At 32.2% G+C, this 22,851-nt stretch carries 22 protein-coding genes; 13 read left to right on the top strand and 9 right to left on the bottom strand.

The window, feature by feature from the left end; all coding sequences use genetic code 11:
- Window positions 1-39: 39 nt before the first annotated feature.
- From asnB to H033_RS22215, 8 genes are all read right to left on the bottom strand, one after another.
- Window positions 40-1,758 carry an asparagine synthase (glutamine-hydrolyzing) gene (gene asnB / locus H033_RS0117695; RefSeq protein ID WP_026839487.1) on the bottom strand — a complete coding sequence of 573 codons (1,719 nt, stop codon included), beginning with the start codon at window positions 1,756-1,758 and terminating at the stop codon, window positions 40-42.
- Window positions 1,758-2,456, bottom strand: coding sequence for a cytidylyltransferase domain-containing protein (locus tag H033_RS0117690; RefSeq protein WP_026839486.1), 699 nt, complete (start codon window positions 2,454-2,456; stop codon window positions 1,758-1,760). The genes asnB and H033_RS0117690 overlap by 1 nt, the downstream gene beginning before the upstream one ends.
- On the bottom strand, window positions 2,453-3,574 hold the full coding sequence (locus H033_RS21085; RefSeq protein WP_026839485.1) for a class I SAM-dependent methyltransferase: 1,122 nt from the start codon (window positions 3,572-3,574) through the stop codon (window positions 2,453-2,455). The genes H033_RS0117690 and H033_RS21085 overlap by 4 nt, the downstream gene beginning before the upstream one ends.
- Window positions 3,575-3,719: 145 nt before the next feature.
- Window positions 3,720-4,877, bottom strand: a complete 1,158-nt coding sequence (gene neuC, locus H033_RS0117680; RefSeq protein WP_026839484.1) for a UDP-N-acetylglucosamine 2-epimerase — start codon at window positions 4,875-4,877, stop codon at window positions 3,720-3,722.
- A 169-nt stretch (window positions 4,878-5,046) separates the two neighbouring features.
- Window positions 5,047-6,180 carry a glycosyltransferase family 4 protein gene (locus tag H033_RS0117675; protein WP_026839483.1) on the bottom strand — a complete coding sequence of 378 codons (1,134 nt, stop codon included), beginning with the start codon at window positions 6,178-6,180 and terminating at the stop codon, window positions 5,047-5,049.
- The gene (locus H033_RS0117670; protein ID WP_231367656.1) at window positions 6,180-7,580 is read right to left on the bottom strand and encodes a UDP-glycosyltransferase; all 1,401 of its coding nucleotides are present in this window, start codon (window positions 7,578-7,580) and stop codon (window positions 6,180-6,182) included. Before H033_RS0117670 ends, H033_RS0117675 begins: the two co-directional genes overlap by 1 nt.
- Window positions 7,581-7,815: 235 nt before the next feature.
- Entirely contained in the window at window positions 7,816-8,229 is a 414-nt protein-coding gene (locus H033_RS0117660; protein ID WP_026839481.1) for a type II toxin-antitoxin system HicB family antitoxin, read from the bottom strand.
- 15 nt (window positions 8,230-8,244) lie between these two features.
- A complete protein-coding gene (locus H033_RS22215) occupies window positions 8,245-8,316 on the bottom strand; it encodes a type II toxin-antitoxin system HicA family toxin (protein WP_231367669.1) in 72 nt (23 codons plus the stop codon).
- A 454-nt stretch (window positions 8,317-8,770) separates the two neighbouring features.
- Here H033_RS22215 and H033_RS0117650 point away from each other — a divergent pair, with 454 nt between their 5' ends.
- A complete protein-coding gene (locus tag H033_RS0117650; RefSeq protein ID WP_155827870.1) occupies window positions 8,771-10,252 on the top strand; it encodes an ArnT family glycosyltransferase in 1,482 nt (493 codons plus the stop codon).
- Here the strand turns inward: H033_RS0117650 and H033_RS0117645 are convergent.
- A complete protein-coding gene (locus H033_RS0117645; RefSeq protein ID WP_026839478.1) occupies window positions 10,239-10,955 on the bottom strand; it encodes a glycosyltransferase family 2 protein in 717 nt (238 codons plus the stop codon). The two genes, H033_RS0117650 and H033_RS0117645, sit on opposite strands and share 14 nt — an antisense overlap.
- Before the next feature lie 215 nt (window positions 10,956-11,170).
- On the opposite strand from H033_RS0117645, the gene H033_RS20650 reads away from it, so the two are divergent.
- The 12 genes from H033_RS20650 to H033_RS0117585 all read left to right on the top strand — a co-directional run bounded on the left by H033_RS20650 (window position 11,171) and on the right by H033_RS0117585 (window position 22,814).
- Window positions 11,171-12,007 carry a polysaccharide pyruvyl transferase family protein gene (locus H033_RS20650; protein ID WP_034886533.1) on the top strand — a complete coding sequence of 279 codons (837 nt, stop codon included), beginning with the start codon at window positions 11,171-11,173 and terminating at the stop codon, window positions 12,005-12,007.
- Window positions 12,008-12,139: 132 nt separating this feature from the next.
- Entirely contained in the window at window positions 12,140-12,850 is a 711-nt protein-coding gene (locus H033_RS20645) for a class I SAM-dependent methyltransferase (RefSeq protein ID WP_231367655.1), read from the top strand.
- Between the two features lie 137 nt (window positions 12,851-12,987).
- Window positions 12,988-13,914, top strand: coding sequence for a glycosyltransferase (locus H033_RS0117630; RefSeq protein ID WP_026839477.1), 927 nt, complete (start codon window positions 12,988-12,990; stop codon window positions 13,912-13,914).
- A gap of 91 nt (window positions 13,915-14,005) precedes the next feature.
- A complete protein-coding gene (locus H033_RS20640; RefSeq protein ID WP_051228074.1) occupies window positions 14,006-14,860 on the top strand; it encodes a glycosyltransferase in 855 nt (284 codons plus the stop codon).
- A gap of 298 nt (window positions 14,861-15,158) precedes the next feature.
- Window positions 15,159-15,896, top strand: a complete 738-nt coding sequence (locus H033_RS20635; protein WP_051228071.1) for a class I SAM-dependent methyltransferase — start codon at window positions 15,159-15,161, stop codon at window positions 15,894-15,896.
- A gap of 1 nt (window position 15,897) precedes the next feature.
- Entirely contained in the window at window positions 15,898-16,683 is a 786-nt protein-coding gene (locus H033_RS20630) for an FkbM family methyltransferase (protein WP_034886447.1), read from the top strand.
- A gap of 7 nt (window positions 16,684-16,690) precedes the next feature.
- Window positions 16,691-17,485, top strand: coding sequence for a methyltransferase domain-containing protein (locus tag H033_RS0117610; RefSeq protein ID WP_026839476.1), 795 nt, complete (start codon window positions 16,691-16,693; stop codon window positions 17,483-17,485).
- A 170-nt stretch (window positions 17,486-17,655) separates the two neighbouring features.
- Window positions 17,656-18,924 carry a polysaccharide ABC transporter ATP-binding protein gene (locus H033_RS0117605; RefSeq protein ID WP_026839475.1) on the top strand — a complete coding sequence of 423 codons (1,269 nt, stop codon included), beginning with the start codon at window positions 17,656-17,658 and terminating at the stop codon, window positions 18,922-18,924.
- On the top strand, window positions 18,917-19,810 hold the full coding sequence (locus tag H033_RS0117600) for a class I SAM-dependent methyltransferase (RefSeq protein WP_026839474.1): 894 nt from the start codon (window positions 18,917-18,919) through the stop codon (window positions 19,808-19,810). Before H033_RS0117605 ends, H033_RS0117600 begins: the two co-directional genes overlap by 8 nt.
- Window positions 19,811-19,812: 2 nt before the next feature.
- On the top strand, window positions 19,813-20,514 hold the full coding sequence (locus tag H033_RS0117595) for a class I SAM-dependent methyltransferase (RefSeq protein WP_026839473.1): 702 nt from the start codon (window positions 19,813-19,815) through the stop codon (window positions 20,512-20,514).
- A gap of 20 nt (window positions 20,515-20,534) precedes the next feature.
- A complete protein-coding gene (locus H033_RS20625; RefSeq protein ID WP_051228068.1) occupies window positions 20,535-21,632 on the top strand; it encodes a glycosyltransferase in 1,098 nt (365 codons plus the stop codon).
- 6 nt (window positions 21,633-21,638) lie between these two features.
- The gene (locus tag H033_RS0117585; protein WP_026839472.1) at window positions 21,639-22,814 is read left to right on the top strand and encodes a glycosyltransferase family 4 protein; all 1,176 of its coding nucleotides are present in this window, start codon (window positions 21,639-21,641) and stop codon (window positions 22,812-22,814) included.
- The last annotated feature ends 37 nt before the right edge of the window (window positions 22,815-22,851 follow it).

Here is a 22,851-nt window from a genome sequence, read left to right as displayed (position 1 = left end):
AACCGATAACAGACAACTGATAACCTCCAACCGATGAACCTATTGATTATTTAATACCAAGGCAGCATTTACCCATTGCCAAACATGGAAACTAGACTCGTTTTCTCCTTTAAGGTATGCGTTCCATTCTTTTTCAATTTCTTGAAAGTCGAACCAATCCGAATTCTTAGAGTTTTTAAGTCCTTTTAATTGAAATTCTACCCATTCTCTAAGCTCTAGCGCCATCCATTCCCTCTGCGGAGTTTGAAGGGAGCGTTTGGGTGCAAAGGAAATATTTTCAGGAACTAAAGGTTTTAAAATTTTGCGAAGCATAAATTTTTGAAGGCCTTTATGAATTTTAAATTCAGGAGGTTGAGCGAACGCGAATTCCACAAGTCGATGATCAAGGAATGGTTCGCGGAGTTCGGTGCTGTACGCCATAGAGATACGGTCATTGAATCTTAATGCCCGCGGAATTTTAGTGTAAAAAAGATCCCGATATTGTTTGTTCTGCAGGTCGTTATCAAAAGGTTCAGGATAGGAGGGTTTATTAGCTAGAGAACGCAATTCTTCGGTTAAAACATCAGGTCTAAACGGACTTATGTTTCCAACTCCCTGAATATTTGTTTGAGAATCTGCTTCTGGGAGGTAATAATCATAACCTGCCCATTGTTCATCCATTCCTTGCCCATCTAATAAAACTTTCACACCATCTTTCTGAGCCTGCTCAAAAATTTTGGAATAGGCAAGAGTCGGAATTCCTGCAAAGGGTTCATCCTGGAGTTTAGCAATTAATTCAGCCGATTTCTCCACCTCTTTAGCTGTGAATTTCATCTTATTGAGAGGGTTTTTTGTTGTGGAAATCATTTTCTCTACCCAAGGAAGCTCATCATAGCGTTCATCTCCGGTATAAAAAGTATAGGCATTGACCATTTTCTTGTCCTCAAATTGATTTACCAAGGCCAGAAGCAAGGAGCTGTCGACACCCCCGCTAATATTAAAACCAAGTGGAACATCTGCCCTAAACCTGAGAGCTACACTATCCTTTAAAAGCTTTAAGTAGATTTCTTTAGCTTTTTCAAAACTGTAATAGGGATTGATCTTAGCAACACGCTCTTCAAAATCATACCATTTTTCTATTTTTAATTTTCCCTTGGTGAATTCTAAACGATGCCCTCCGGGAAGTTGATTCACCTCTTCAAAAAAAGTTTCATCTGGCATTCCGTAGGAGCCATAAGTAAAATAATTAGCCCATACCTTTTTATTAGGTTTATCCCTATTTAATACTGATCCTAAGGCCTTGATTTCGCTACTGAAGTATAGGGATTTATTTTTTTGAGTATAATAAAAAGGTTTTACCCCAAACCGATCTCGAGCAGCAAAAAGAATTTTTTCTTTGGTGTCCCAAATTGCAAAGGCAAACATTCCATTAAATCTATCAAGACATTTCTTTCCCCATTTAATATAAGCTGCAAGTAAGACTTCGGTGTCTGAAGTTGTTTTAAAATGATATGAATCTTTTAATTCCTCTCTTATTTCTTTAAAATTATATATTTCTCCATTGAAAGTAAGATGATACCTCTCAAAAGTATCAGTAAAAGGTTGATTGGCATCGGAAGAAAGATCGATAATAGCAAGCCTATTATGACCTAGTGCAGCAAAATCTTTATCTATAAATGTTCCCGTGTGGTCTGGTCCTCGGTGAGCTTGCTTTTCAAGCATTTTTCTTAGATCGGATTCTTTGGGATGGGAAGAAATCATTCCTGCTATTCCACACATTAGCGCTTGGTTTTTTTAATAATTTTTTCCGCTTCTTTCCAATCCTTTGGTGTGTCTATATTCACGTAGTAGTCATTTTTAGATTCAATATATCCAATAGAGCTTCCATAGAGGGAATTCTGTTTTAAAATAACATCCGAACGAGTGATATATAAAGCACCATCACGATAAAAAGCTTTTGGTAGTTCCTGTCTTCTGGAGATTATTTTTTTGTCTCCGGTAGAGATTTTAAGTTGATTGTGCTCATCAGGTTCAAAAATCCAATGCGGATTAAATTCAGTAGGAACTTCCCGAACAGAGATTAAACAATCTATACCTTCATTTTTGAATTTTTCGATTGCGTCATCTATTAAATTATTATCTCTAAAAGGGGAAGTAACCTGTAGCAGGCAAATTGTATCAAATTCTTCATTTTTATTTTTAAAAAAATCTAGAGCATGTTTTATCACAGCTAGAGAAGGAGTGTCGTCTTGAGCTAAATTTTCTGGCCGAATAAATGGGACTTCTAGTCCTGCTTTTTCTGCAACTTTAATGATTTCAGGATCATCAGAACTTAGAATCACTTTGGAAAGTAGTTTTGAAGCTTTTGCTGCCTCAATCGTATAATGCAACAAAGGTTTTCCTCCTAATAATTTAATATTCTTCTTCGGTATTCCTTTACTTCCGCCTCTGGCGGGGATTATTCCAAGTATTTTCATATTTTATTAAAGACAAAACGATTTTCTCCTATTCCAAACTTCTTTTTTGCGAATGGAATCTTATTGTAAATTGATTCCACTCGATCAAAATTTGTACCTCGATCTAATCTACGAATATTACAAGCTCCATTCTTTTTCAATTCTTCAATTATCTTATTTGATGAAAGTCTCGTATTAATTGGTACCATAACATGGTCGAGCATATAAAAGACTCTATTCATAGGTATGCCTAGTGATCTTAGTACATTTTGAGCAAATTTTTTATTAACATCTTTCAAGATTGCTCTTAAGATTTCAATATTATCCCAAAAAATTCCTCCAGGATTTTCAATCAAATATTGCCAACCAAAACCTCCGGATTTCATAACTCTGAGCTGTTCTTTAATTCCCTTTTTCCAATCTTCTGTATGATGGAGTACACCGTTACTATATACTATATCAAAGATTTCATCCTCAAATGGCATGTTAAGAACAGAACCCTTAATGAAATCAATATTATTGATGCCCGCTATTTCCACTCTGGATCTCGCGTCAGATAATCCAATTTCCGAAAAATCAATACCAACAGCTTTATTAACACCTAATAATTTCCATGCTGTAGTATATCTTCCCCCTCCACAACCTTGATCGAGTAATACCGAATCTTTTAAATTGGGAATATTAACTTCATTCCTTATTAATCGGGTTTCCAATAATTTTTTGGCTTCTTCAAAATAATTTACATTTTTGAACTCTTTGAATAAATTTCCATAATGTTGTCCGGTATGTGTTTTTACATCTAACTGAAAATCTTCTTCTTCAAAATTCTCAAATGAATTAGATAAAATATTTAGTAAGCCTTCGTTGTTAACTGCTGTGATTGTTGAATCCTTCAAATCAACTAGTGTCTTTTCAAATAAAGAATCAGGTTCTTCCGATGATTTAAAAATATATTCTGTCTTGTGAAAAAGGAATGGTACTGCTAATATTCTGAAGTAATCATTAATCTGATCTTTAGGTAATGAATTGAACATGCTAATTAACTTTTCAGGAACTTCATTGTACTTTTTTAAATGAACACAATCTACTATTTCGCCAATAGTATTTGTAAACCGAATATCTTTATCCTCTCTAATCATCAATTTTTTTTGATTTATAAAAATTAAACCTTAACTAAATTATTTGTTGCTAGAATTCAAATTCAATAGGTTCAACGCACTTCTATCCAATTACTAATTATTTGGTACTATATTTTAACTGGTTATGCTTTTTATGATATTAATTTTAATAGGTTATTGTCTTACTAAAAGTCAATGCTGTAGTTGCAAGAATTTCAGCGATTTTCGTGCCTGCATCTCCATCTCCATAGATCGTTGAGCTTTCAAATTTTTCTGAAGTTATGGCCTTTTTTATAGCCTTTTCTATTTCAATTTGAGAATAAGAAACATCGGTAACATTTGCAGCTCGGCTTCTTCGGAACTGACGATTACCTATATTTACGACTGGTAGTCCTAAATAAGCACATTCTCTTATACCTGCGCTGGAATTTCCTACAAGCGCTTTGGAATTAATCAGTAATTTTAAAAAGTCCAGAGGCTCCATGTTTTTAAAGAAATGTATATTTTTAGGATGTTCCAGTTCCCGGAAAGCTCTAATTCCGTTGGAAGTCCCATCGGATCCTGCATCTACATTAGGCCAAAACCAAAAAGTGGGATAATTTAAATTTTTAACCGCTTTTAGTGTTTCCTGAATTTGTTTTTTCGATTCTTTATATTCTGTAGTCACAGGGTGTTGCATGACAACTATATAACCATTTTTCCAATCAAGTTTGGCCCCAACTCCGCCATATTTCTCCAACGGGTTGAAATCTAAATTTGGAGTTTCATGGATTTCTTTTGCCAGATCTATAGAGGGACAACCAGTATTAATAACCATCTGTGTACTTTCTCCTAATTTAATCACCCGTTCCCGCGCATCATCACTACTTACAAGATGAAGATCGGCTAATTTGGTATTGGCGTGACGAACCTTTTCATCTATACTGCCGGTTACTTCTCCTCCCTGAATATGAACAAGCGGGATATTTTGATAAGCAGCTGCAATGGAAGTAGCAATTGTTTCAAACCGATCTGCTATAGTTATTACCGCATCTGGTTTTAAGTTATAAAACACATTGGTGAGTTCCATAACTCCCAAGCCTGTAGTTTTAGCCATAGTTGTTGGATTTTCTCCCTCAAGAACCATAAATACTTTAGCTGCAATTGGAAATCCATCTTTTTCAATAAAATCTACCGCATTGCCATACCTGTCCAATAATGCAGAACCTGCAATAACTAATTGTAGTTCCAGATCTGGATGATTTTTAATTGCTGTGAGTGCAGATTTAATTCGGCTGTAGGAAGGCCTTGCAGTAACTACTACACAGATTTTTCTCTTGGGCATGTATTGTTCTTTATAGTTGGACTAAAGTATGAAAAAATGTTCGAAGTGATGAAGTAACGAAGTGATGGAGTGACGAGGTGACTGGGTGATGGGGTGATGGGGTGACGAAGTGACGAGGAAACTTGAACCAAACCACAAACCCTGAACCCCAAACGTTGAACGTTAAACCCTAAACCCTTTTTTTATAAAACTCAATATTCCTCTCTACAACTACCTCCGTAGAAAACTTGGCAACAACCCGCTCCCTAGCAGCAGTACCCATCTTCTTAGCCAGAGCAGGATGCATTAAGAGCTGAAGAATTCGATCTGCATATTCTTGATGATTTTTCGGGTTTACCGTAAACCCTGTTTTACCGTCAATCATAACTTCTTTTGCCCAACCAATATCTGAGGTCACCAGGGCTTTTTCCATCGCCATCGCTTCTAACCAAGTCATGGGTAAAGCTTCAGCAAAGCTTGGCAAGACTACCACATTGGCTTTCGCTATTTGTTCCAATATCTCTTCATAGGGCAAAATGCCATTCCAAACAGTGTTTTTTGATGCCTTGGCAGTAAATAGATCCATCATTAATTGTTGGGTGGACTTGCCAGTTTTGTGATCCTGAACATCTTTTCCTGCAATTATTAGTTTGGCTTCGGGTTTAATTTTTACGATCTTATTAAAGATCTCCGCTAATTCCAAAACGCCTTTTTTCCTGATGATACTTCCAAAATAGAGAATGGTATTTGGCTCCAAATCTGTATTGCGCGGACAGAAATATGCCACATCTACCGAATTGGGAATAACCTCAATTTTCTTTTTTAAGCTAAAGAGGGCCGCAGTTTTTACCGCAGTGAATTCACTTACAGAAAGCAGATGATCCGCTCCTGCCAGAGCTTTTTTCTCAAACCAGAAATTTTTTTTCTTTTGTTTACGGTTTTCTAGATGACAGAAATAAGCATCACTTCCGTGAAACCTAATCGCAATGGGGCACTTTAATTTCATGAATGCAGTAATTCCTGTCCAGTCAGGAGCTTCTAATGCATCAATTTGATCTTGGATGATAAAGTCATTAAGGTAATTCTGAAGGAATTCTCGGTGCAAATACCAGCCCAGGAATTTATATTTTCTTTGTTTTATAATATGAAATTTTATTCCGTCTTCACTAAAAATCTCATTTGTTGACTGTCCATAGATAAATATGGATACTTTAATCCCTTTTGCTGCCAGAGCAGCGACCATATTCTTAATACTGGTGCCAATCCCTGCAGCAGAATTGGTTTTAGGATGGGGGTATTCCGGGCTTAGAAAACCTATGTGCATTACTTAGAAATTTTATTTATGTCTTCCCAAATTCTTTCAGAAGCATTTTCTGCAGGAGTAAGATTTATCTTGTGAAACCATTTTTTTGCATTTTTCACTATATCTGCTGAATCGTTTAATATTAAACTTAGTTTATTCTCAATCTCCTCCTTAGAATTTAACCAAACAACTTCATTCCCTGTGGGCATAGATCTAAAGTGAACAAAATTATATACTTTTTTAGAAGACCAATTAACATCAATCTTTTGTTCAACATCATAATTAAGAAATAAGCATGGCTTATTAAATAAAGCATAATCAAATACCATAGAGGATCCCAAATTGATGACTGCCTTGGTGTGAAAAATAGAGTTGACTTGTAATTCCAGATCTTCTTGGGTTGGAAGAATAGAATTCCAATGCTCTCCAACTTTTTTCCACTTTGGAGCTACGGGAATAATCAGATCTTTAAAATCCTCAAGAGTTTCATCATATCTGTCGGAAAAATCTACAGGACATCGCCGGAAAAGAATTCCTAGTTTAGTTTCCCTATTTTCATTCAGGCTTTTTATTGCCTCTGCAACATCCTTTAAATAATGAGGATCATCTGGGCTGGTGGTTACATCATCTCCGCTAAAGCAGATATATTCTTTTGTGAGATCCAAATTGTTTTCTACAAAAAATTCTTTCCTTGTTTTTCTTAAGTTCAGGTTGAAATGAGGTTCGAATTGCGGACTTCCGGTAATGAAAATACTGTCTGAATTTATTTGAGGATAATAGTTAATTAATTCCTCCTTCATATATTCACTCCATACAAAGTAGAAATCGGGTTCTACTATCATGGTTGCTTTGGGCAGATTATCCCAGGAAAAAATAAATGTACCAGTAGGAATTCCCAGATCCTGTGCAGCTGTTAATGGAGCAATGGCATTTACCGGTCGCTGATTGGTGCAAAATATAAAATCGGGTTTTTGTTTTTCCAACACATCTTTACAATATTGATAGAAATTAGATTTTCTTTCAGAAGCTTTTAATTTTTCACGCAACTTATGCAGGCCTTTTTCTCCCTTGTAGGTTTTGGTGAGTTGAGTAAGAATTGCATTTTTGATTTTTGATTTTATTCTTTTATTGGAAGATGGAAATTTGTAGGATTGGTATACCGAATCATCAAACTTTTCTTCAAAATAATCCAGTTCTCCACTAATTTTTGCGCGTTTTAAAAGATCGGTATAGGCTCTCGGTTTTCCTCCTAGTTTAATTTCTTTATAATCCAATGCAGACAGATCAAAAGGGGTCTGATTCCAGAATACCACATCCCAGCCCATTTGTTCTCCTATCTCCACAAAAGATGTAAAAGCAAAATTCCGCAGGCCAACGCCATCGGGGAGTAGGATAAAAATTTTTTTTGGTTTCAAAAGCACTAATTATAAAGTCTGATCCAAATATATGGAAAATGTGAGGAGAGAAGAAGTGCAGAGTGAAAGAGTAAATAGTGAAGGAGTGAAGGAGTTAAAGAGTGAAGGAGTTAAAAAGTGAAAAAGTGAGGTATATAAAAATAAACTTTTGATTTACGATTCAAATTTTTATTTTTCCGATAACCGATAACCGATAACCGATAACCGATAACCGATAACCGATAACCGATAACCGATAAACTTAGAAAGAAACTGACAATAATTCGTTCCCCAATTCATGAAGGGCTTTTTCAATTTTCTTTGCCCTCTCTTCCGAAGCATTGGCCTTTCCTGTAGCATATTGCCTCATTAAGGATTCATTTATCCCGGCTTTTTTTGCCAAACTGGAAATTTTTATTTCAGGAATGAGTTTAAAAAGTGCTTGAATATCTAAACGATATACAAAAACATTGGCATTTAATATCTCTTGGATCCATTCTTCATTTACTTCCATTGCCGTTTCCAGATAATCGCTGTAAGCTTGTTGTAAATTTATTTTTAATTCCTCAAGGGAATTTCCAAATGCTGTTACTACCCCCGGCAGGTTTTGAGTGGTGCCCCAATAGGTTCCGTCTGCCGCTTTCTCTAAATAAACTTCTATGCTCTTATTTTTCAAGGCTTTTTATTTAAACTATTCTATTACTGCTTGTCTTAGGATAGATTTTACCGTTCCTTTCGGAACATCTTTTTTAGGATGAGGAATGGTAACGAGTCCTTTTTGAGCCGGATGTTTAAAGTGGTGGTGACTTCCTTTTCAATCATTTTAATAAGATCGGTCGAATGCATCAATTTAAATATATAACATTTTTGTTATGTTTAAGAAAAATTTTAGCTTTATTTCCTTCAACCAAAATTCATAAAGTTCGAAGCGGTTTGATTCCAAAAGACCACTTCTCATCCCATTTTCTCACCAACTTCTACGAATTAAGTGAAAGCAAAATTCCGAAGGCCAACGCCATCAGGCAAGAGAATAAAGATTCTTTTTAATTTCAAATCAGCCTTTAATATTGACTTTTCCAAATATAGGAAATTTATTTTATGCTATTTTTACATTCGAACTGTTCATTTCTTCTAACGTTCTAAAATAAATATTCAAATAAAACAGTTCTTATCTCTATATTGGGAGAGTTAATAGCAACCTAAAAATTATTGATAATTTGCTCAAACCTAATACTTGTTTTCACTTATTGGCATTTTTTGCTGCTATTCTACTGTATTTTATTATCCAACCATATAATCTAGGATTCACCCCAGATTCTATGGATTATTTAGAAGTTGCTAACAGTATTGAATCAGGAAATGGTATTACCAATATTAAAGGACAAATTGTGAATCATTGGCCACCATTATTTTCATTATTACTCGCGCTAATTTCTAAAATAACTAATTCTGGAGTTATTTACGCAGGGTCAATTCTTCAGATGTTTCTTTTCTACGCTTTTATTCTTTTTTATTCACTAGTCCTGAGAGAGTTAAAAATCAATTTTAAGCTAATAATATTTTCTGGAATTTTACTGGTTGTTTCTCAAGTTTCAATAAATTTTTCCTATTTCTTGTCCGAAGGTTTATTTTTAGTTCTGCTGCTGGTTAGTTTTTATTTATTTCTGAAATGGTTACCTGACAAAAAATTTAAACATCTTTTTTGGTCTGCATTTTTGTGTGGATTGTTTTTCTTAACGCGGTATGCAGGGATAGCTTTTATAGCATGTTACTTATTCTTTATTTTATTTTTCCAAGACGGGAAATTGAATGAAAGAGTGAGAAATTTTCTCTTGTTTTTAGGTTTAATTGTATTAGTGATATCTCCATGGTTTATATATCAAAGTGCTTTTGAAGAAAATTTAGGAGGGAGGAAATTAGCAATTCATATAATCCCATTTTCCAAAATATTAGATTTTTTCATAACTGTTTCCTATTGGTTTTTAGGTAGTGCTTTAGCCATTTTCCTTCTTATATGCCTGGTAGTAATCTATGTTGTTAAAATCAAAAAATCAGAAATTCAATTTGAAGTTTTGATAAAAAAAATTTATAAAAGGTATCAGAAAGCGATTTTACTTTCGTTTCTTTTTATTTTGATATATCCTCTTTTCCTAATTGTATCCATTTCTTTTTATGACTCATATACACCAATGGATAATAGAATTCTTTCGCCATTATTTATATTTATTCTTTTATTCATCACTTTTTTCCTCCAAACTTTAAAAGAACATAGACAGATGTTACTTTTAAATGGCACTATTCTATTTCTTTTTCTTAGTTTCTCCTCTTCTGTTTTTCCAATTTATCAGAATCATTATAAAAATGGCAGTGGATATACGAAAAAAAAGTGGGCTGAATCTCAAACTTTAAATTATATAAAGGAGAAAAATTCTGATATTATTACTTATACCAATGGAATTGAAATAGGCAAATTACATGCTCAACAGGATTTTTATCTTTTACCTCGATTATCTGAAAATCTATTAATTGAGAAAATGAAAGAAGAAGTATCTATGGGGGAAGCTCAGATCGTTTACCTTAAAGAAGTAAACTGGAGAAATTATTTGGTCTCAGAAAATGAATTATTGGAAATATTTAAAGAAAATGATGTCTTAAGGTTTGAAGATGGTTTTATTATTCGTGCATTCATTTCTGAATAATATTATATTTAAAAACGCACCATAAAGCTCTTACACCATCTTTCCAATTGATCTTTTTACCTTCTTCATAAGTTCTCCCATAATAAGAGATTCCTACTTCATAAATTCTTATCTGCGGGATTCTGCAAATTTTGGCAGTAACCTCAGGTTCAAAACCGAATCTCTTTTCTTTTAGATCTAATGACTTCAAAACCTCTGCGTTAAAAAGTTTATAACAGGTTTCCATATCTGTCAGATTAAGGTTCGTAAATGCATTGCTTAATGAAGTAAGGAATTTATTGCCTATAGAATGCCAATAAAACAAGATACGGTGTGGATTACCACCCATAAATCTTGAGCCATAAACAACATCTGCTTTGCCATTCATCATTGGCTTTAGCAAAATATTATATTCTTCTGGATCATATTCCAGATCGGCATCCTGAATAATAATAAGATCCCCGGTTGCCAGTTGAATTGCCTTGTGGAGTGCAGCTCCTTTTCCCTGATTGAATTCTTGATTATGAAGCTTTATAGATAATTCAGGATTAAATTTTATAAAATCTTCTATTAATTCTTTTGTTCGATCTGTAGAAAAATCATTTACTATTATCAATTCTTTTTCCAGGGGATATTCCAGTTTTAGATCCTTTAAAACTTCTAAAATTGAAGAGATGGTTTTCTCTTCGTTATATGCAGGAATAAGAATTGATAATTTTTTCAAATGGGAAGTAGGTTTAAGACAACAAATATATCTTTTTTACTTAATTTACAGATAATAAGAATTTTTAAATAAATTCCGAAATTGATTTTATAGGGAGTTTAAATCAAGTTTGATATGTGGAAAATTATATAATATCACAAATCGTAAACCCTAATCCTCAAACAAAAATGACTATTTTTGAAAACAAAGATTAAAACCTCAAAGCCCAAAAATTGATGTCCTCCAAAACGATACAATTATTTTACTGGAGCGAGATAAAATTCATCCTTAAGAAGAAGGAAAACTATGGCGATCTTCTTTCTAAATATTTAGCAGAAAAAATATCAGGAAAAGAAGTAAAATGGGTTCATCCAAAAAAACAGCCTTGGTATAAATGGAATAAGACAAATTATGTCACTATAGGAAGTATTATTCACCATGCTTCCAAAGACAGTATAGTGTGGGGAAGTGGAATTATTGATAAGGAACAAATTATTACAAAAGCAGATTTCCGCGCGGTTCGAGGACCCCAAACCAGAAAATTTTTGCTGGAACTCGGGTATGAGTGTCCTGAAATTTATGGAGATCCCGCTTTATTGTTGCCAAAGTATTATCACCCCACTATTAAAAAGGAATTTGAAATTGGGATTATTCCGCATTATCACGATTTTAAATTTGTTTCAGATCTTTATAAAAATGACTCTGAGATTCTGGTAATCGATCTTATGACGATGGATATAGAAGCGGTCACCCGACAAATATTAGAATGTGAGAAAACCATTTCTTCTTCCCTTCACGGCATTATAGTTTCTCATGCTTATAATATCCCGAGTATTTGGGTAGAATTCTCAGATAAGATCTTTGGTGATGGAATTAAGTATCGGGATTATCTAGAATCGGTTCAAATTCCTTTTTATCAGGCTGGGTTTATCAGGGATAAATATTCTCTGGAAAGATTGCAGGAACTTTTGGATAACTATAAAAACCTACCCCAAAGTTCAAAAATAAAAGAATTGCAAAAAGGTTTGATGGAAAGTTGCCCGTTTCGGAAAAGTGATGAAGTAAAGTTGTGATGAAGTGACGTTGTAATGATTTGGTGGAGGGATGTTAATCAACGAATCCCGAATTAACAAGTCACAATCATAAATAAATTTTTTGCCGTTTCGGTGATCAATAATTTATAAATTGCGCACATACGAAGTCTTATGAGTAGTACAGACCAAAATCAAGAAAAAAACAAACTTCATTATGAAGCGCTGTACGCTAACTATCCCATCAGCAATATTCTTCACTGGATCAATAACCTCGATAAATTTCTCGAATCGGCAACTACTACAGAAACCAGTTGGTTTGGATTATATCAGAATAATTTCAGGGAGAAAATAAAGGGAAAGAAAGTATTGGAAATGGGCTGTGGAGATTGTACCAATGCTGCGGTAATGGCGGCTTTAGGAGCTGAGGTGGTTGCCAATGATATCGCTTCTGCAAGTGGCGAAATAGTGAGGAAGCTAAACGAAAATTATACTTTTAAATATCCCATCAAATTTGTGGAAGGAGATTTTTTGGAGAACAAACTGCCTTCTAGAACCTTTGATTTTGTGGTTGGAAAGGCCTTTTTACATCATTTAACAATCCCTATAGAAAAATTATTTTTAAGGGAAACCGCCAGGCTGCTAAAACCCGATGGGGAAGCACGATTTTTTGAACCTGCTGTAAATTCAAAGGTGCTTGATGAGATACGCTGGCATATACCTATTGGCGGGAGGCCTTCTAAATTTAATAAAGTAGATTTCAAAAAATGGAAAGAAATAGATCCGCACCCTGACAGAAGTTTTAGTTCCAAACATTGGAAAAAAGCAGGAGAAGAATTTTTTAACGATGTAGAAATTATTCCCGTTGGTACGCTTGAGCGATAAAGCCGTTTCTTTGGATGGGGCGAACGCCGAAATAAATTTAAGCGTTGGGCATTAAAAAGCGAACGTTTTTTACCAGAGTTTCTAAATAAACCATTTACAAGAAGCCAATTAATTATATATAAAAAGGCTATTTTTTAATGGAAAATATTTGTGTCAGTGTTTTTATCTTAACCTATAACCAAGAGGAGTTTATTGGCCAAACAATTGAAAGTATATTGGATCAAAAAACAGATTTTGCCTACCAACTGGTAATAGGTGAAGATTGTAGTACCGATAATACACGTTCAATCTGCGAAAAATATGCAAAAGAAAATACAGACAAAATAAAATTGCTGCCTTCTGTGAAAAATTTAGGCTTAATAAATAATTTTATAAGAACTCTAAAAGAGTGTGATGGTAAATATGTTGCTATTTGCGACGGGGACGATTATTGGATAGATCCTTTTAAGTTAAAGAAACAAGTAGATTTTTTAGAGAATAACCCAGATTATTCGATAGTTTTTACGGGAGTAAAATTCTTATTTCCAGATGGGAATCTTCAAACTAAACCAGCAGTTGGCCTAACTGAAGTTTCCTGTTTCAAGGATCTTATTTTTGAAAATTATATTCCATCTGTCACTGTACTATTTAAAAATAATCAATACTTCGAGGAATTTCCAGAGTGGATAGATCGATTTCCTTATGGGGATTGGCCAATTTATTTATGGACTATAAGAAACGGAGGAAAAATCGGTTATTTAGAAGATATCACAGCAGTTTATAGGAAAGAAATTGGAGTTTCAGAAAGATTGAAACTAATCCCCAGCGATATTGTAAAAGTTAATTTAGATATTGTTGACTGTGTTTTTAGAGATTCTGGTTTTTTGAGTCAACGAAAAGTGATTAAGAAAAGCCTCCAACAGCATCAATTTTCTTTAATGGCAAGTTATTTCAGAGAAAATAAATTTTTGAAATCTCTAAAGATGTCGTTTAGATTAATATTGGTAGCACCTTTAAAAGTTATACACACTTATCTATATTTAATTAAACGAAAATACCTAATTAAAGTATTAACTAAAAAATAATATAGCCACCTTGATATAGGTTTGTTATTTTTAGTTTTACCCATAGCATAAATTGTATGAAAAAAAAATTCTTCATTATAAATGAAATAGTATGATCTCTATAATAGTATCATCTTATAGAGAAGAACTATATAAAGATTTAACTAAAAATATTGCTGAAACAATAGGGGATATAGATTTTGAATTAATAAAAATTGATAATCCAGGGAAAATAGGAATATGTGAGGCTTATAATATTGGTGCTGCAAAGTCCAAATTTAATTATTTGTTGTTTTTACATGAAGATGTTTTATTTCGAACAATAGGTTGGGGAGAAATAATCAAAAAAACATTTGAAAATAATAAAGATTTAGGTTTGCTAGGAATTGCAGGAAGTTCAATAAAAACTAAAATGCCATCTACTTGGTGGACCGGACCTGGTTTGAATTATATTCGAATAGTTCAACATGATAAAGCTAATTCAAAATTTTTTGATAAAAATGAAGGCTTTAATGAAAAATCATTTGTTGAGGTTGCTGCTATTGATGGAGTTTTAATGATAATGAAAAAGGATGAAAGGATTAGATTTGATGAGAATTTGAAAGGTTACCATAATTATGATTTAGATCTTTCTTTAAAACACTATTGTCTAAATAAGAAGGTTGGGGCTACTAATGAACTTTTGATTGAACATTTTTCAGGAGGGAAAATTGATAGGGATTGGTATCTTTCTACAAGTATATTTCATAAAAAAAATCGGGATAAATTGCCCATTATTAAATCAGAAATTTCTGCTAATAGACTGAAAAATGCTGAATTTACAACCGGAGCTATATTTGTAATGGGTTTGCTGGATAATAATTTAAATTCAGAAGCTTTATATTGGTGGCTAAAGCTATTAAACATGAAATTTATTTCCAGATTCCATTTTAAATTTATTAAAAGGTTTTTAAAAAATTCATTTTAATAATGAATCTATAGTTTTGTGTAAAATGATTATTGAAACTAAAATGATATTAAGCTAGTCCGTTAACGGGACTCATTAACTATTCTATTATACTTTTTAGTAACTGTAGATTTTATATGAAATTTAATTTGTCAATTCCCTCCGTTAAGAAGTGCGCAAGTGAGAAATCAAAATTGTTATTTTGTATAAATACTTATAATGATTTTAGAAATAGTTTTTTTTTGTTGAAAACAATATCATTTAAATTCTATAATTAAACTCATTTGGTACACATATATCAATAAGTTAGAATAAAAAAATGTCGCAAATTCAAAATTTTTTTGAAAATAACACTAGCAATGCCATCCATAAATGGAGGCATTATTTTGACATCTACGATTTTTGGTTTAAAAAATATAAAAACAAACCAGTAGTTATTTTGGAAATAGGAGTCTACCAAGGAGGTTCTTTAAATATGTGGGGCGATTACTTTGGCGAGGAAGCGAAAATATTTGCAATTGATATTAATCCTTTGTGTAAACAATTTGAAACAGAAAACATAAAAATTTTTATAGGATCACAAGAGGATAAGGAATTTTTGAAGTACGTTAAAACCCAGATACCAAAACTGGATATTTTAATAGATGATGGCGGACATACTATGCTACAACAAATCGTATCATTTGAAGAATTATATGAGCATATAAATGATGATGGTATCTATTTATGCGAAGATTTACATACCTCGTATTGGAAGAATTATGGAGGTGGATTTAAAAACCCTAATAGTTTTATTGAATATAGTAAAAATATTATCGATTCAATAAATGCTTGGCACTCAAAAGACTCTAAACTTAAAGTAGATTCAATCACGAAAAACACCTATGCATTGCATTATTATGATAGTGTTTTAGTGGTGGAAAAGAGATTAATGAGCCCACCTGTTGCTGAAATTTCGGGCAAAATTATTATACCAATTCACAATTTTCCAACTCCGAAGTTGAAACAAAGCTACTTAAAAAAGATTTTTAATAGGGTATTTAAAACTAATAAGTAATATGAATAAAGTTATTTATAGTCTTAAAAAAGTCTTGAGAAAAGTCAAATTATGGAGAAAAGCTGGAATAAAAGAGATTGCTCGATTTGTACCTTTAGAAAAGAACTTCCGGGGTAACAAGTTATATATTCATGATATTGCTTCATTTAATTTATGTAATGACGAATTGTTCCAAACAGAGATGTACAAATTTAAGGCAAGTAGCCCTAATCCTTATATAATAGATTGTGGAGCAAACTTAGGGATGAGTGTAATCTATTTTAAAGAGTTATATCCGGAGGCTACTATTATAGCTTTTGAAGCAGATGATTATATTTTTAGTTTTTTAGAAAAAAACATAAAATCATTTGGGTATAAAGATGTGGAATTAATAAATAAAGCGGTTTGGAATTGTGAAGATACGCTATCTTTTATTGTGGAAGGCGGAGCTGGTGGGCGAATTGAAAATGAAACGATTAATGGTATATATAAAAAAGTACAAACCACAAGCCTTAAAAAATATTTGCAGGGAAAAAAAATTGATTTTTTAAAAATTGATATTGAAGGTGCTGAATATGAAGTTATAAAAGATTGTGAAGATGAATTAAAAAATATTGATTTTCTATTTATAGAATATCATAGTATGCCTAATATAGAACAAAATTTGCATAACATTTTAGAAATAGTTCAAAATGCAGGTTTTAAATATCATATAAAAGAAGCTTACACAAGAAGATATCCTTTTGTAGAAAGAGATTTAAATTTTGGCATGGACTTACAACTGAATATTTTTTGTTACAAAAACTAATCTCAATATGCCAAAAATTAGAACAGTTTTCAAAGTCTTAAAAAACAAAGGGCTAATAGGAGTTTTAGAAATTTTTAAGAATAAGTTTTATCCTTATCAAGCAAAACCTATTAAAAAAATAGAACTTTATAAAAGTTATTTCAAAAATAAAAAAGGAATAGAAATAGGTGGCCCTAGTAAAATATTTTCTCAAGAAATTCCAATTTATCCGGTTATAAAATCTTTAGATGGCGTTAATTTTAGTCCTCATACTACTTGGGAAGGTAATTTAGCCGAAGGACAAAACTTTAATTATTTCGAGAACAAAATTGGATATCAATTTATTTGTGAAGCTAGTAATTTAAAAGCTATTCCAAATAAAAAGTACGATTTTCTTATAGCGAGCCATTGCTTAGAACATTGTGCAAATGCATTGAAAACTGTTGAAGAATGGTTAAGAGTAATCAAAAAAGGAGGAGCAATATTATTGATTTTACCTGATAAAAGATATACATTCGATCATCAAAGACCTGTTACAAGCTTTGAACATATTGTAGATGATTTGAATGGTAATATTGACGAAACCGATTTAGCGCATCTAGAAGAAATTTTACAATTTCATGACTTAAATTTAGATTCCCCAGCGGGAACAAAGACACAATTTGAAAATAGATCTTTAGATAATCTTAATAATAGATGTTTACACCATCATGTTTTTGACATTAAATTGCTTGAAAACATATTTACCTATTTTAATATTGAAATAATTAAAGTGTCTTTTGTAAAGCCTTTTCATCAAATTATTTTAGGGGTTAAAAAATAATTTTAAGCACTATTTTTTCTGAACTATTCCTTTATTATTATCCCCAAAAGCTTGATTTTTGTATCTTTCAGGGCTATCATTTTTACAAGGATTAGCATTCTCATAAAATAAACCATGAAATTCTTGTGAAAGAATTGAAATCTAAATACAGAGTCCCATAAAACAACCCAATGAGCATAATTTTAAAAGCCGAAAATATTTCCAAACAATATAGATTAGGTACTGTAGGCACTGGTACTATATCTGATGATTTTAAACGTTGGTGGTGCAATGTAAGAGGTTTGGAAGATCCTTTTTTAAAAGTTGGTGGTGTGAACGACCGAAGTGCAAAGGCTACTGAAGATTATGTTTGGGCACTACGGGATATTAATTTTGAAGTTAAAACAGGTGAAGTTTTGGGAATTATTGGTAAAAATGGTGCGGGTAAAACCACTTTGCTCAAAATACTTTCTCGGGTAACATCTCCTTCTACGGGAAGTATTAAAACCAGAGGGCGTATTGCCTCATTATTGGAAGTAGGTACAGGGTTTCACGGTGAGCTTACCGGCAGGGAAAACATTTTTATGAATGGGGCCGTCTTGGGAATGTCTAAACCAGAGATTAAAAGAAAACTAGACGAAATTATAGATTTTTCTGGCTGTGAAATGTATATAGACACTCCTGTCAAAAGATACAGTAGCGGAATGACAGTAAGGCTTGGATTTGCGGTGGCTGCCCATTTGGAACCGGAAATTCTAGTGGTAGATGAGGTCTTAGCTGTCGGTGATGTAGATTTCCAAAAAAAGGCGATTGGGAAAATGCAGGATTTATCTCAAGGAGAAGGAAGAACCGTGCTATTTGTGAGCCATAATATGGCAAGTGTAAGGAGTCTTTGTGATAGAGGTTTAGTTTTGAAGAATGGATTAGTAACTTTTGAAGGAGATATTCAATCATCGGTAGAAAATTATCTTAATGATGATTTAAATAAAAGTTGGCATTATAAAAATCCAAAACCAAATATACGATCTCATATAAACTTAATAGAAATAATTACAAGTTCACCTAAGGGGATTCATGACTTTAATGAGGATATTACTATCAAAATTGAACTTTATTGTGAACGGAAAATAATAGCTCCAGCGGTTTCATACCAAATATTAAACAGTGATAATATCCCTTTAATTCATGAATTAATACTAAATGAAGAAAATACATTTTGTCAAGAAAAGGGAAATTATTGTTTAACCTCGAAAATTAAAAATTTAAAACTTTATCAAGGAGTTTATAAACTAAATGTATTTTTTGCTGATAATTTCTCTAAAAACAGACTTGATGCAGTAACTGAAGAGTGTAAGTTTGAAATCATAAACATGAAGAAAAGACCCTATTATTGGCATAATGGATCAGCTATCTATAAGGAGAGTGAAACATCTTGGAATATTTCAAAAACTGATGCATAGTATTAAAAGTCCATTAAATCCTGAAACGGAAGCTTTTTTATATAGTTCATTTGAGACTGATAAAATTATTAGGCTATATAATGATATTAATATTAAAGTAGATAGATTCTTTGATGAGCCAGAAATTTATTTGTACAAATGCAAATATACGGGGTATTTATTTTATTTTCCTTACAATATAGTGGCTGATGCAGCTTTTTACGAAAATATTTCTAAGAATAGACCTTATTATTCGCAACGTTGGGAGCATTTTAGAGCTATTAAGTATATAAAGAATAACGATAGGGTTCTAGAAATTGGTTCTGGCTTTGGTATATTTTTGTCAATGTTGAGAGAAAAAAATATTTCTGCTAAAGGAATAGAACTGAACTCTCATGCTGTAAACCAATGTAAAATCCAAAATCTTAACATAGAAGATTGTTTAATACAAGAGGAGGCAGAAAAAAATAAAAATAAATATGATGTTGTAGTTACTTTTCAAGTTTTAGAGCATATTACCGAAGTTAGAAGTTTTATTCAAGCTGCAGTAGATACAATAAAACCTGGGGGTAAACTTATTGTAGGTGTTCCAAACAATAATCCATATCTATTTATATCTGATAAGTATCATACCCTTAATTTACCGCCACATCATGCTGGTTTGTGGAATAAAAGGTCTTTAAAATCTTTAGAAAAAATTTTCCCAATAAAATGTGAAACAATTGAATTTGAGCCGTTAAATAACTCATATGAATATTTTATTCAATATCATCTGAAAAATGCACCCAATAAAATTTTAAAAAAAACTATTAGCTTTTTATACACCGTGGCTCCTAATATTTTAAGAAAAATTTGCTGTAAACTTATTAAAGGAAGAAATATTATGGTAATTTTTTCTAAAATCTGATAATGGACAATTTTACAGAAATACCATTTGAAAACTCCAACTTAGATAGATGGTATATTCGTAGTGCAATTTTAAAATCTTTAAATGACAATCTCGTTAATCTTGAAGGAAATCTTTTAGACATTGGCTGTGGTAAAATGCCTTATAAGGAATATATCTTGCAAAATTCCTCTATAGAAAAATATGTGGGATTGGATATAGAGACAGCCCTAAATTATGATACAGATAATAAGCCTGATTTCATTTGGAATGGCAAAGTAATGCCTTTTGAATCTAATTCATTTGATTGTGCTTTTGGCACGGAGGTTTTAGAACATTGTCCAGAGCCCGAATTGGTTTTAAAAGAGGTTTGGAGAATTTTAAAGCCAGGGGGAACATTCTTTTTTACAGTTCCTTTTTTATGGAATTTGCACGAGGTTCCAAATGATGAATATAGATATACGCCATTTGCTTTAAAGCGACATCTTTCTAATGCAGGCTTTAATAGTATTGAAATAAAAGCAACTGGTGGTTGGCATGCATCAATGGCTCAAATGCTAGGTTTGTGGGTGCGTAGAAGCAACATGCCAGAAAATAAAAGAGATATATTGTCCTTTTTTATAAAGCCTATTATAAAATATTTAGTAAAAATAGACAGGCCTGATACAGTTAAATTTGTAGATGGCCAAATGATTACCGGACTTTCAGGAATAGCTAGAAAATAATATAGAACTTAAAAAATTAAATGAATATAGCTTTATTATCCCCAAATAAGAATGCTTATTCTGAAACTTTTATTCAGGCACATAAACAGTTGCTTCAAGGAAATATTTTCTACTATTTTAACGGCGAGTTGCCGACGCAACTGGAAGGAGGTCTGGTTCTTAATTCCAGAAGTAAAAGAATCTTGGATATTATTAAAGGGCATTTTAATTTAAATCGGTTTACGTTAGAAGAACAAGCCTTGATTAGCTCTTTTAAAAAGAATAAAATCTCATTGGTTTTTGCAGAATATGGAACTACTGGAGAAAAAATAGTTTCTATTTGTAAGGCACTAAACCTATCTCTAATAGTACATTTTCATGGTTTTGATGCCTCTGTAAAAAGTGTTATTAAGCAGAATGATAATTACAAAAGAGTTTTTGAAACCGCAAGATTTATAATTGTGGTATCCAAGAAAATGTATCAAGATCTCATAAAAATGGGCTGTCCTGAAATTAAATTGATATATAATGTATGTGGCCCAAATGAAAAATTTCTTCAGGTAAAGCCTAATTTCAACAAGCTTCAATTTATATCAATAGGGCGCTTCGTAAATAAAAAAGCACCATATTATCTAATTCTTTCATTTATTAAGGTTCTGGACAAGTATCCAGAGGCAAAACTTATTATGGCTGGAGAAGGAGAATTATTAAATACTTGTAAAAATTTAGTAGATTATTATGGATTACAGAGTAATATTGAATTTCCAGGAGTAATAAGTCCTGATAAATACAGGGAGTATTTAAGTGAGTCATTGGCAATGGTTCAACATTCCCTTACAGCTGATAATGGGGATGCTGAAGGCACCCCGGTAGGAATACTGGAAGCAAGTGCTGCTGGAATACCCGTTATTTCAACCAATCATGCTGGAATTCCTGATGTGATTATTAATGGGGTAACAGGTCTATTAGTGGAAGAACATGATGTAGTTGGAATGGCTGAGAAAATGATTTACCTTATTGATCAAAAACGAATAGCTATAGATTTAGGGCAAAGGGGTAAAGAAAATATATGTAAACACTATTCTCTTGATTTACATATTAGGAGTTTAAATGAAATCATAGAATTAAGTTTTAAATAAATTTCAATGAATATTTTATTTATCACTCATTATTCTGCTTTGTATGGAGCAAATAAATCATTGATTAATTTGTTGGAAGGGCTCAAGCAACATGGAGCTAAGCCATTTGTAGTAATACCAGAAAAAGGAGATCTTGGTGAATTTCTTGAAAATAAAAATATTCCTTATCTAATTCACCAATTTAATTGGTGGTGTGGAATTCAGCCTCAAACCACCAAAAATAAATATCGAAATCTAATTTTCAAAGTTGAAAAATGGAAAAAAAATATTAAAAGGAAGAAATTTAATAATAGTCAAGTAAGCAGTCTAAAATTAAAATTAGGAAATTTTAATCCTGATTTTATTCATTCAAATTCATCAGTTTTTAATTTTGGTTTATTATACGCGAAAAAGTATAACATACCTCATATTTGGCATCTTAGAGAAAGTCAAGAGCAATATTGTTTTAAATGGTTTTATAACACCAAGTTTGTTAATAAAACGTTTAATAAATCAGATATAATCATATCAGTTTCTTCCTTTCTTAAAGAATATTATAGTAGAAAAAATAATATTAATAATATTAAGGTGCTTTATAACGGCGTATCAAGTTGTAATGATTTATTGAAATTAGATGAATTGCGTAAACTTAAAACTGAAAAAATAGATGAAGCTCTTGTTTTTGGAATAGTAGGTTTACTCCATCCTAAAAAAGGCCAGGAGGAAGCAATTAAATCTTTTGCTATGGTTAATAAAAATTACCCTAAAACCAGATTAATAATAGTTGGTGAAGGGGACCAAAACAGACTAAGAAAATTGGTTGAAGAGTTAAAACTTACTGATAGAGTTGAATTTTGGGGACATGTTTCAGATCCCTTTAACGCCTTTTTGGCAATGGATGTATGTTTAATGTGCTCAAGAATGGAAGGAATGGGAAGAGTTACTATAGAAGCTATGGCAACAGCTATACCAGTAATAGGATATAGAGAGGGAGGAACAGTAGAATTGATAGAAGAAAATATTACTGGACTATTTTATGAAATTGATCATAATCAATTAGCAGAAAAAATGATTTACTTAATAAAAAATAGGGAGCAAAGGATTAAAATGGGAATGAAGGCCAGAAAAATTTTCGAGAAAAAATATACATCAGAAATCTATGCTCAAAACTTCATGAATATTATAACAAACTTTAAGAAGTAAGAATTCTTATCTTTCAAAATTTAAATTTGAACTCAAA

Origin of the sequence: Gillisia sp. JM1, assembly GCF_000424645.1 — a bacterium.
Taxonomy (GTDB): Bacteria; Bacteroidota; Bacteroidia; order Flavobacteriales; family Flavobacteriaceae; genus Gillisia.
Note: the sequence above shows the minus strand (reverse complement) of the source record. Positions and strands in the feature narration are given on the sequence as shown.

Excerpts from the sequence above, each read along its gene's own strand:
- neuC (WP_026839484.1), bottom strand. The coding sequence starts at position 4,877 with ATGCCCAAGAGAAAAATCTGTGTAGTAGTTACTGCAAGGCCTTCCTAC.
- H033_RS0117675 (WP_026839483.1), bottom strand. The coding sequence starts at position 6,180 with ATGCACATAGGTTTTCTAAGCCCGGAATACCCCCATCCTAAAACCAAT.
- H033_RS20650 (WP_034886533.1), top strand. The coding sequence starts at position 11,171 with ATGTCCTCCAAAACGATACAATTATTTTACTGGAGCGAGATAAAATTC.
- H033_RS20630 (WP_034886447.1), top strand. The coding sequence starts at position 15,898 with ATGAATAAAGTTATTTATAGTCTTAAAAAAGTCTTGAGAAAAGTCAAA.
- H033_RS0117600 (WP_026839474.1), top strand. The coding sequence starts at position 18,917 with ATGCATAGTATTAAAAGTCCATTAAATCCTGAAACGGAAGCTTTTTTA.
- H033_RS0117610 (WP_026839476.1), top strand. The coding sequence starts at position 16,691 with ATGCCAAAAATTAGAACAGTTTTCAAAGTCTTAAAAAACAAAGGGCTA.
- H033_RS20635 (WP_051228071.1), top strand. The coding sequence starts at position 15,159 with ATGTCGCAAATTCAAAATTTTTTTGAAAATAACACTAGCAATGCCATC.
- asnB (WP_026839487.1), bottom strand. The coding sequence starts at position 1,758 with ATGTGTGGAATAGCAGGAATGATTTCTTCCCATCCCAAAGAATCCGAT.
- H033_RS0117605 (WP_026839475.1), top strand. The coding sequence starts at position 17,656 with ATGAGCATAATTTTAAAAGCCGAAAATATTTCCAAACAATATAGATTA.
- H033_RS21085 (WP_026839485.1), bottom strand. The coding sequence starts at position 3,574 with ATGATTAGAGAGGATAAAGATATTCGGTTTACAAATACTATTGGCGAA.
- H033_RS20640 (WP_051228074.1), top strand. The coding sequence starts at position 14,006 with ATGATCTCTATAATAGTATCATCTTATAGAGAAGAACTATATAAAGAT.
- H033_RS20645 (WP_231367655.1), top strand. The coding sequence starts at position 12,140 with ATGAGTAGTACAGACCAAAATCAAGAAAAAAACAAACTTCATTATGAA.
- H033_RS0117595 (WP_026839473.1), top strand. The coding sequence starts at position 19,813 with ATGGACAATTTTACAGAAATACCATTTGAAAACTCCAACTTAGATAGA.
- H033_RS0117690 (WP_026839486.1), bottom strand. The coding sequence starts at position 2,456 with ATGAAAATACTTGGAATAATCCCCGCCAGAGGCGGAAGTAAAGGAATA.
- H033_RS0117630 (WP_026839477.1), top strand. The coding sequence starts at position 12,988 with ATGGAAAATATTTGTGTCAGTGTTTTTATCTTAACCTATAACCAAGAG.
- H033_RS0117585 (WP_026839472.1), top strand. The coding sequence starts at position 21,639 with ATGAATATTTTATTTATCACTCATTATTCTGCTTTGTATGGAGCAAAT.
- H033_RS20625 (WP_051228068.1), top strand. The coding sequence starts at position 20,535 with ATGAATATAGCTTTATTATCCCCAAATAAGAATGCTTATTCTGAAACT.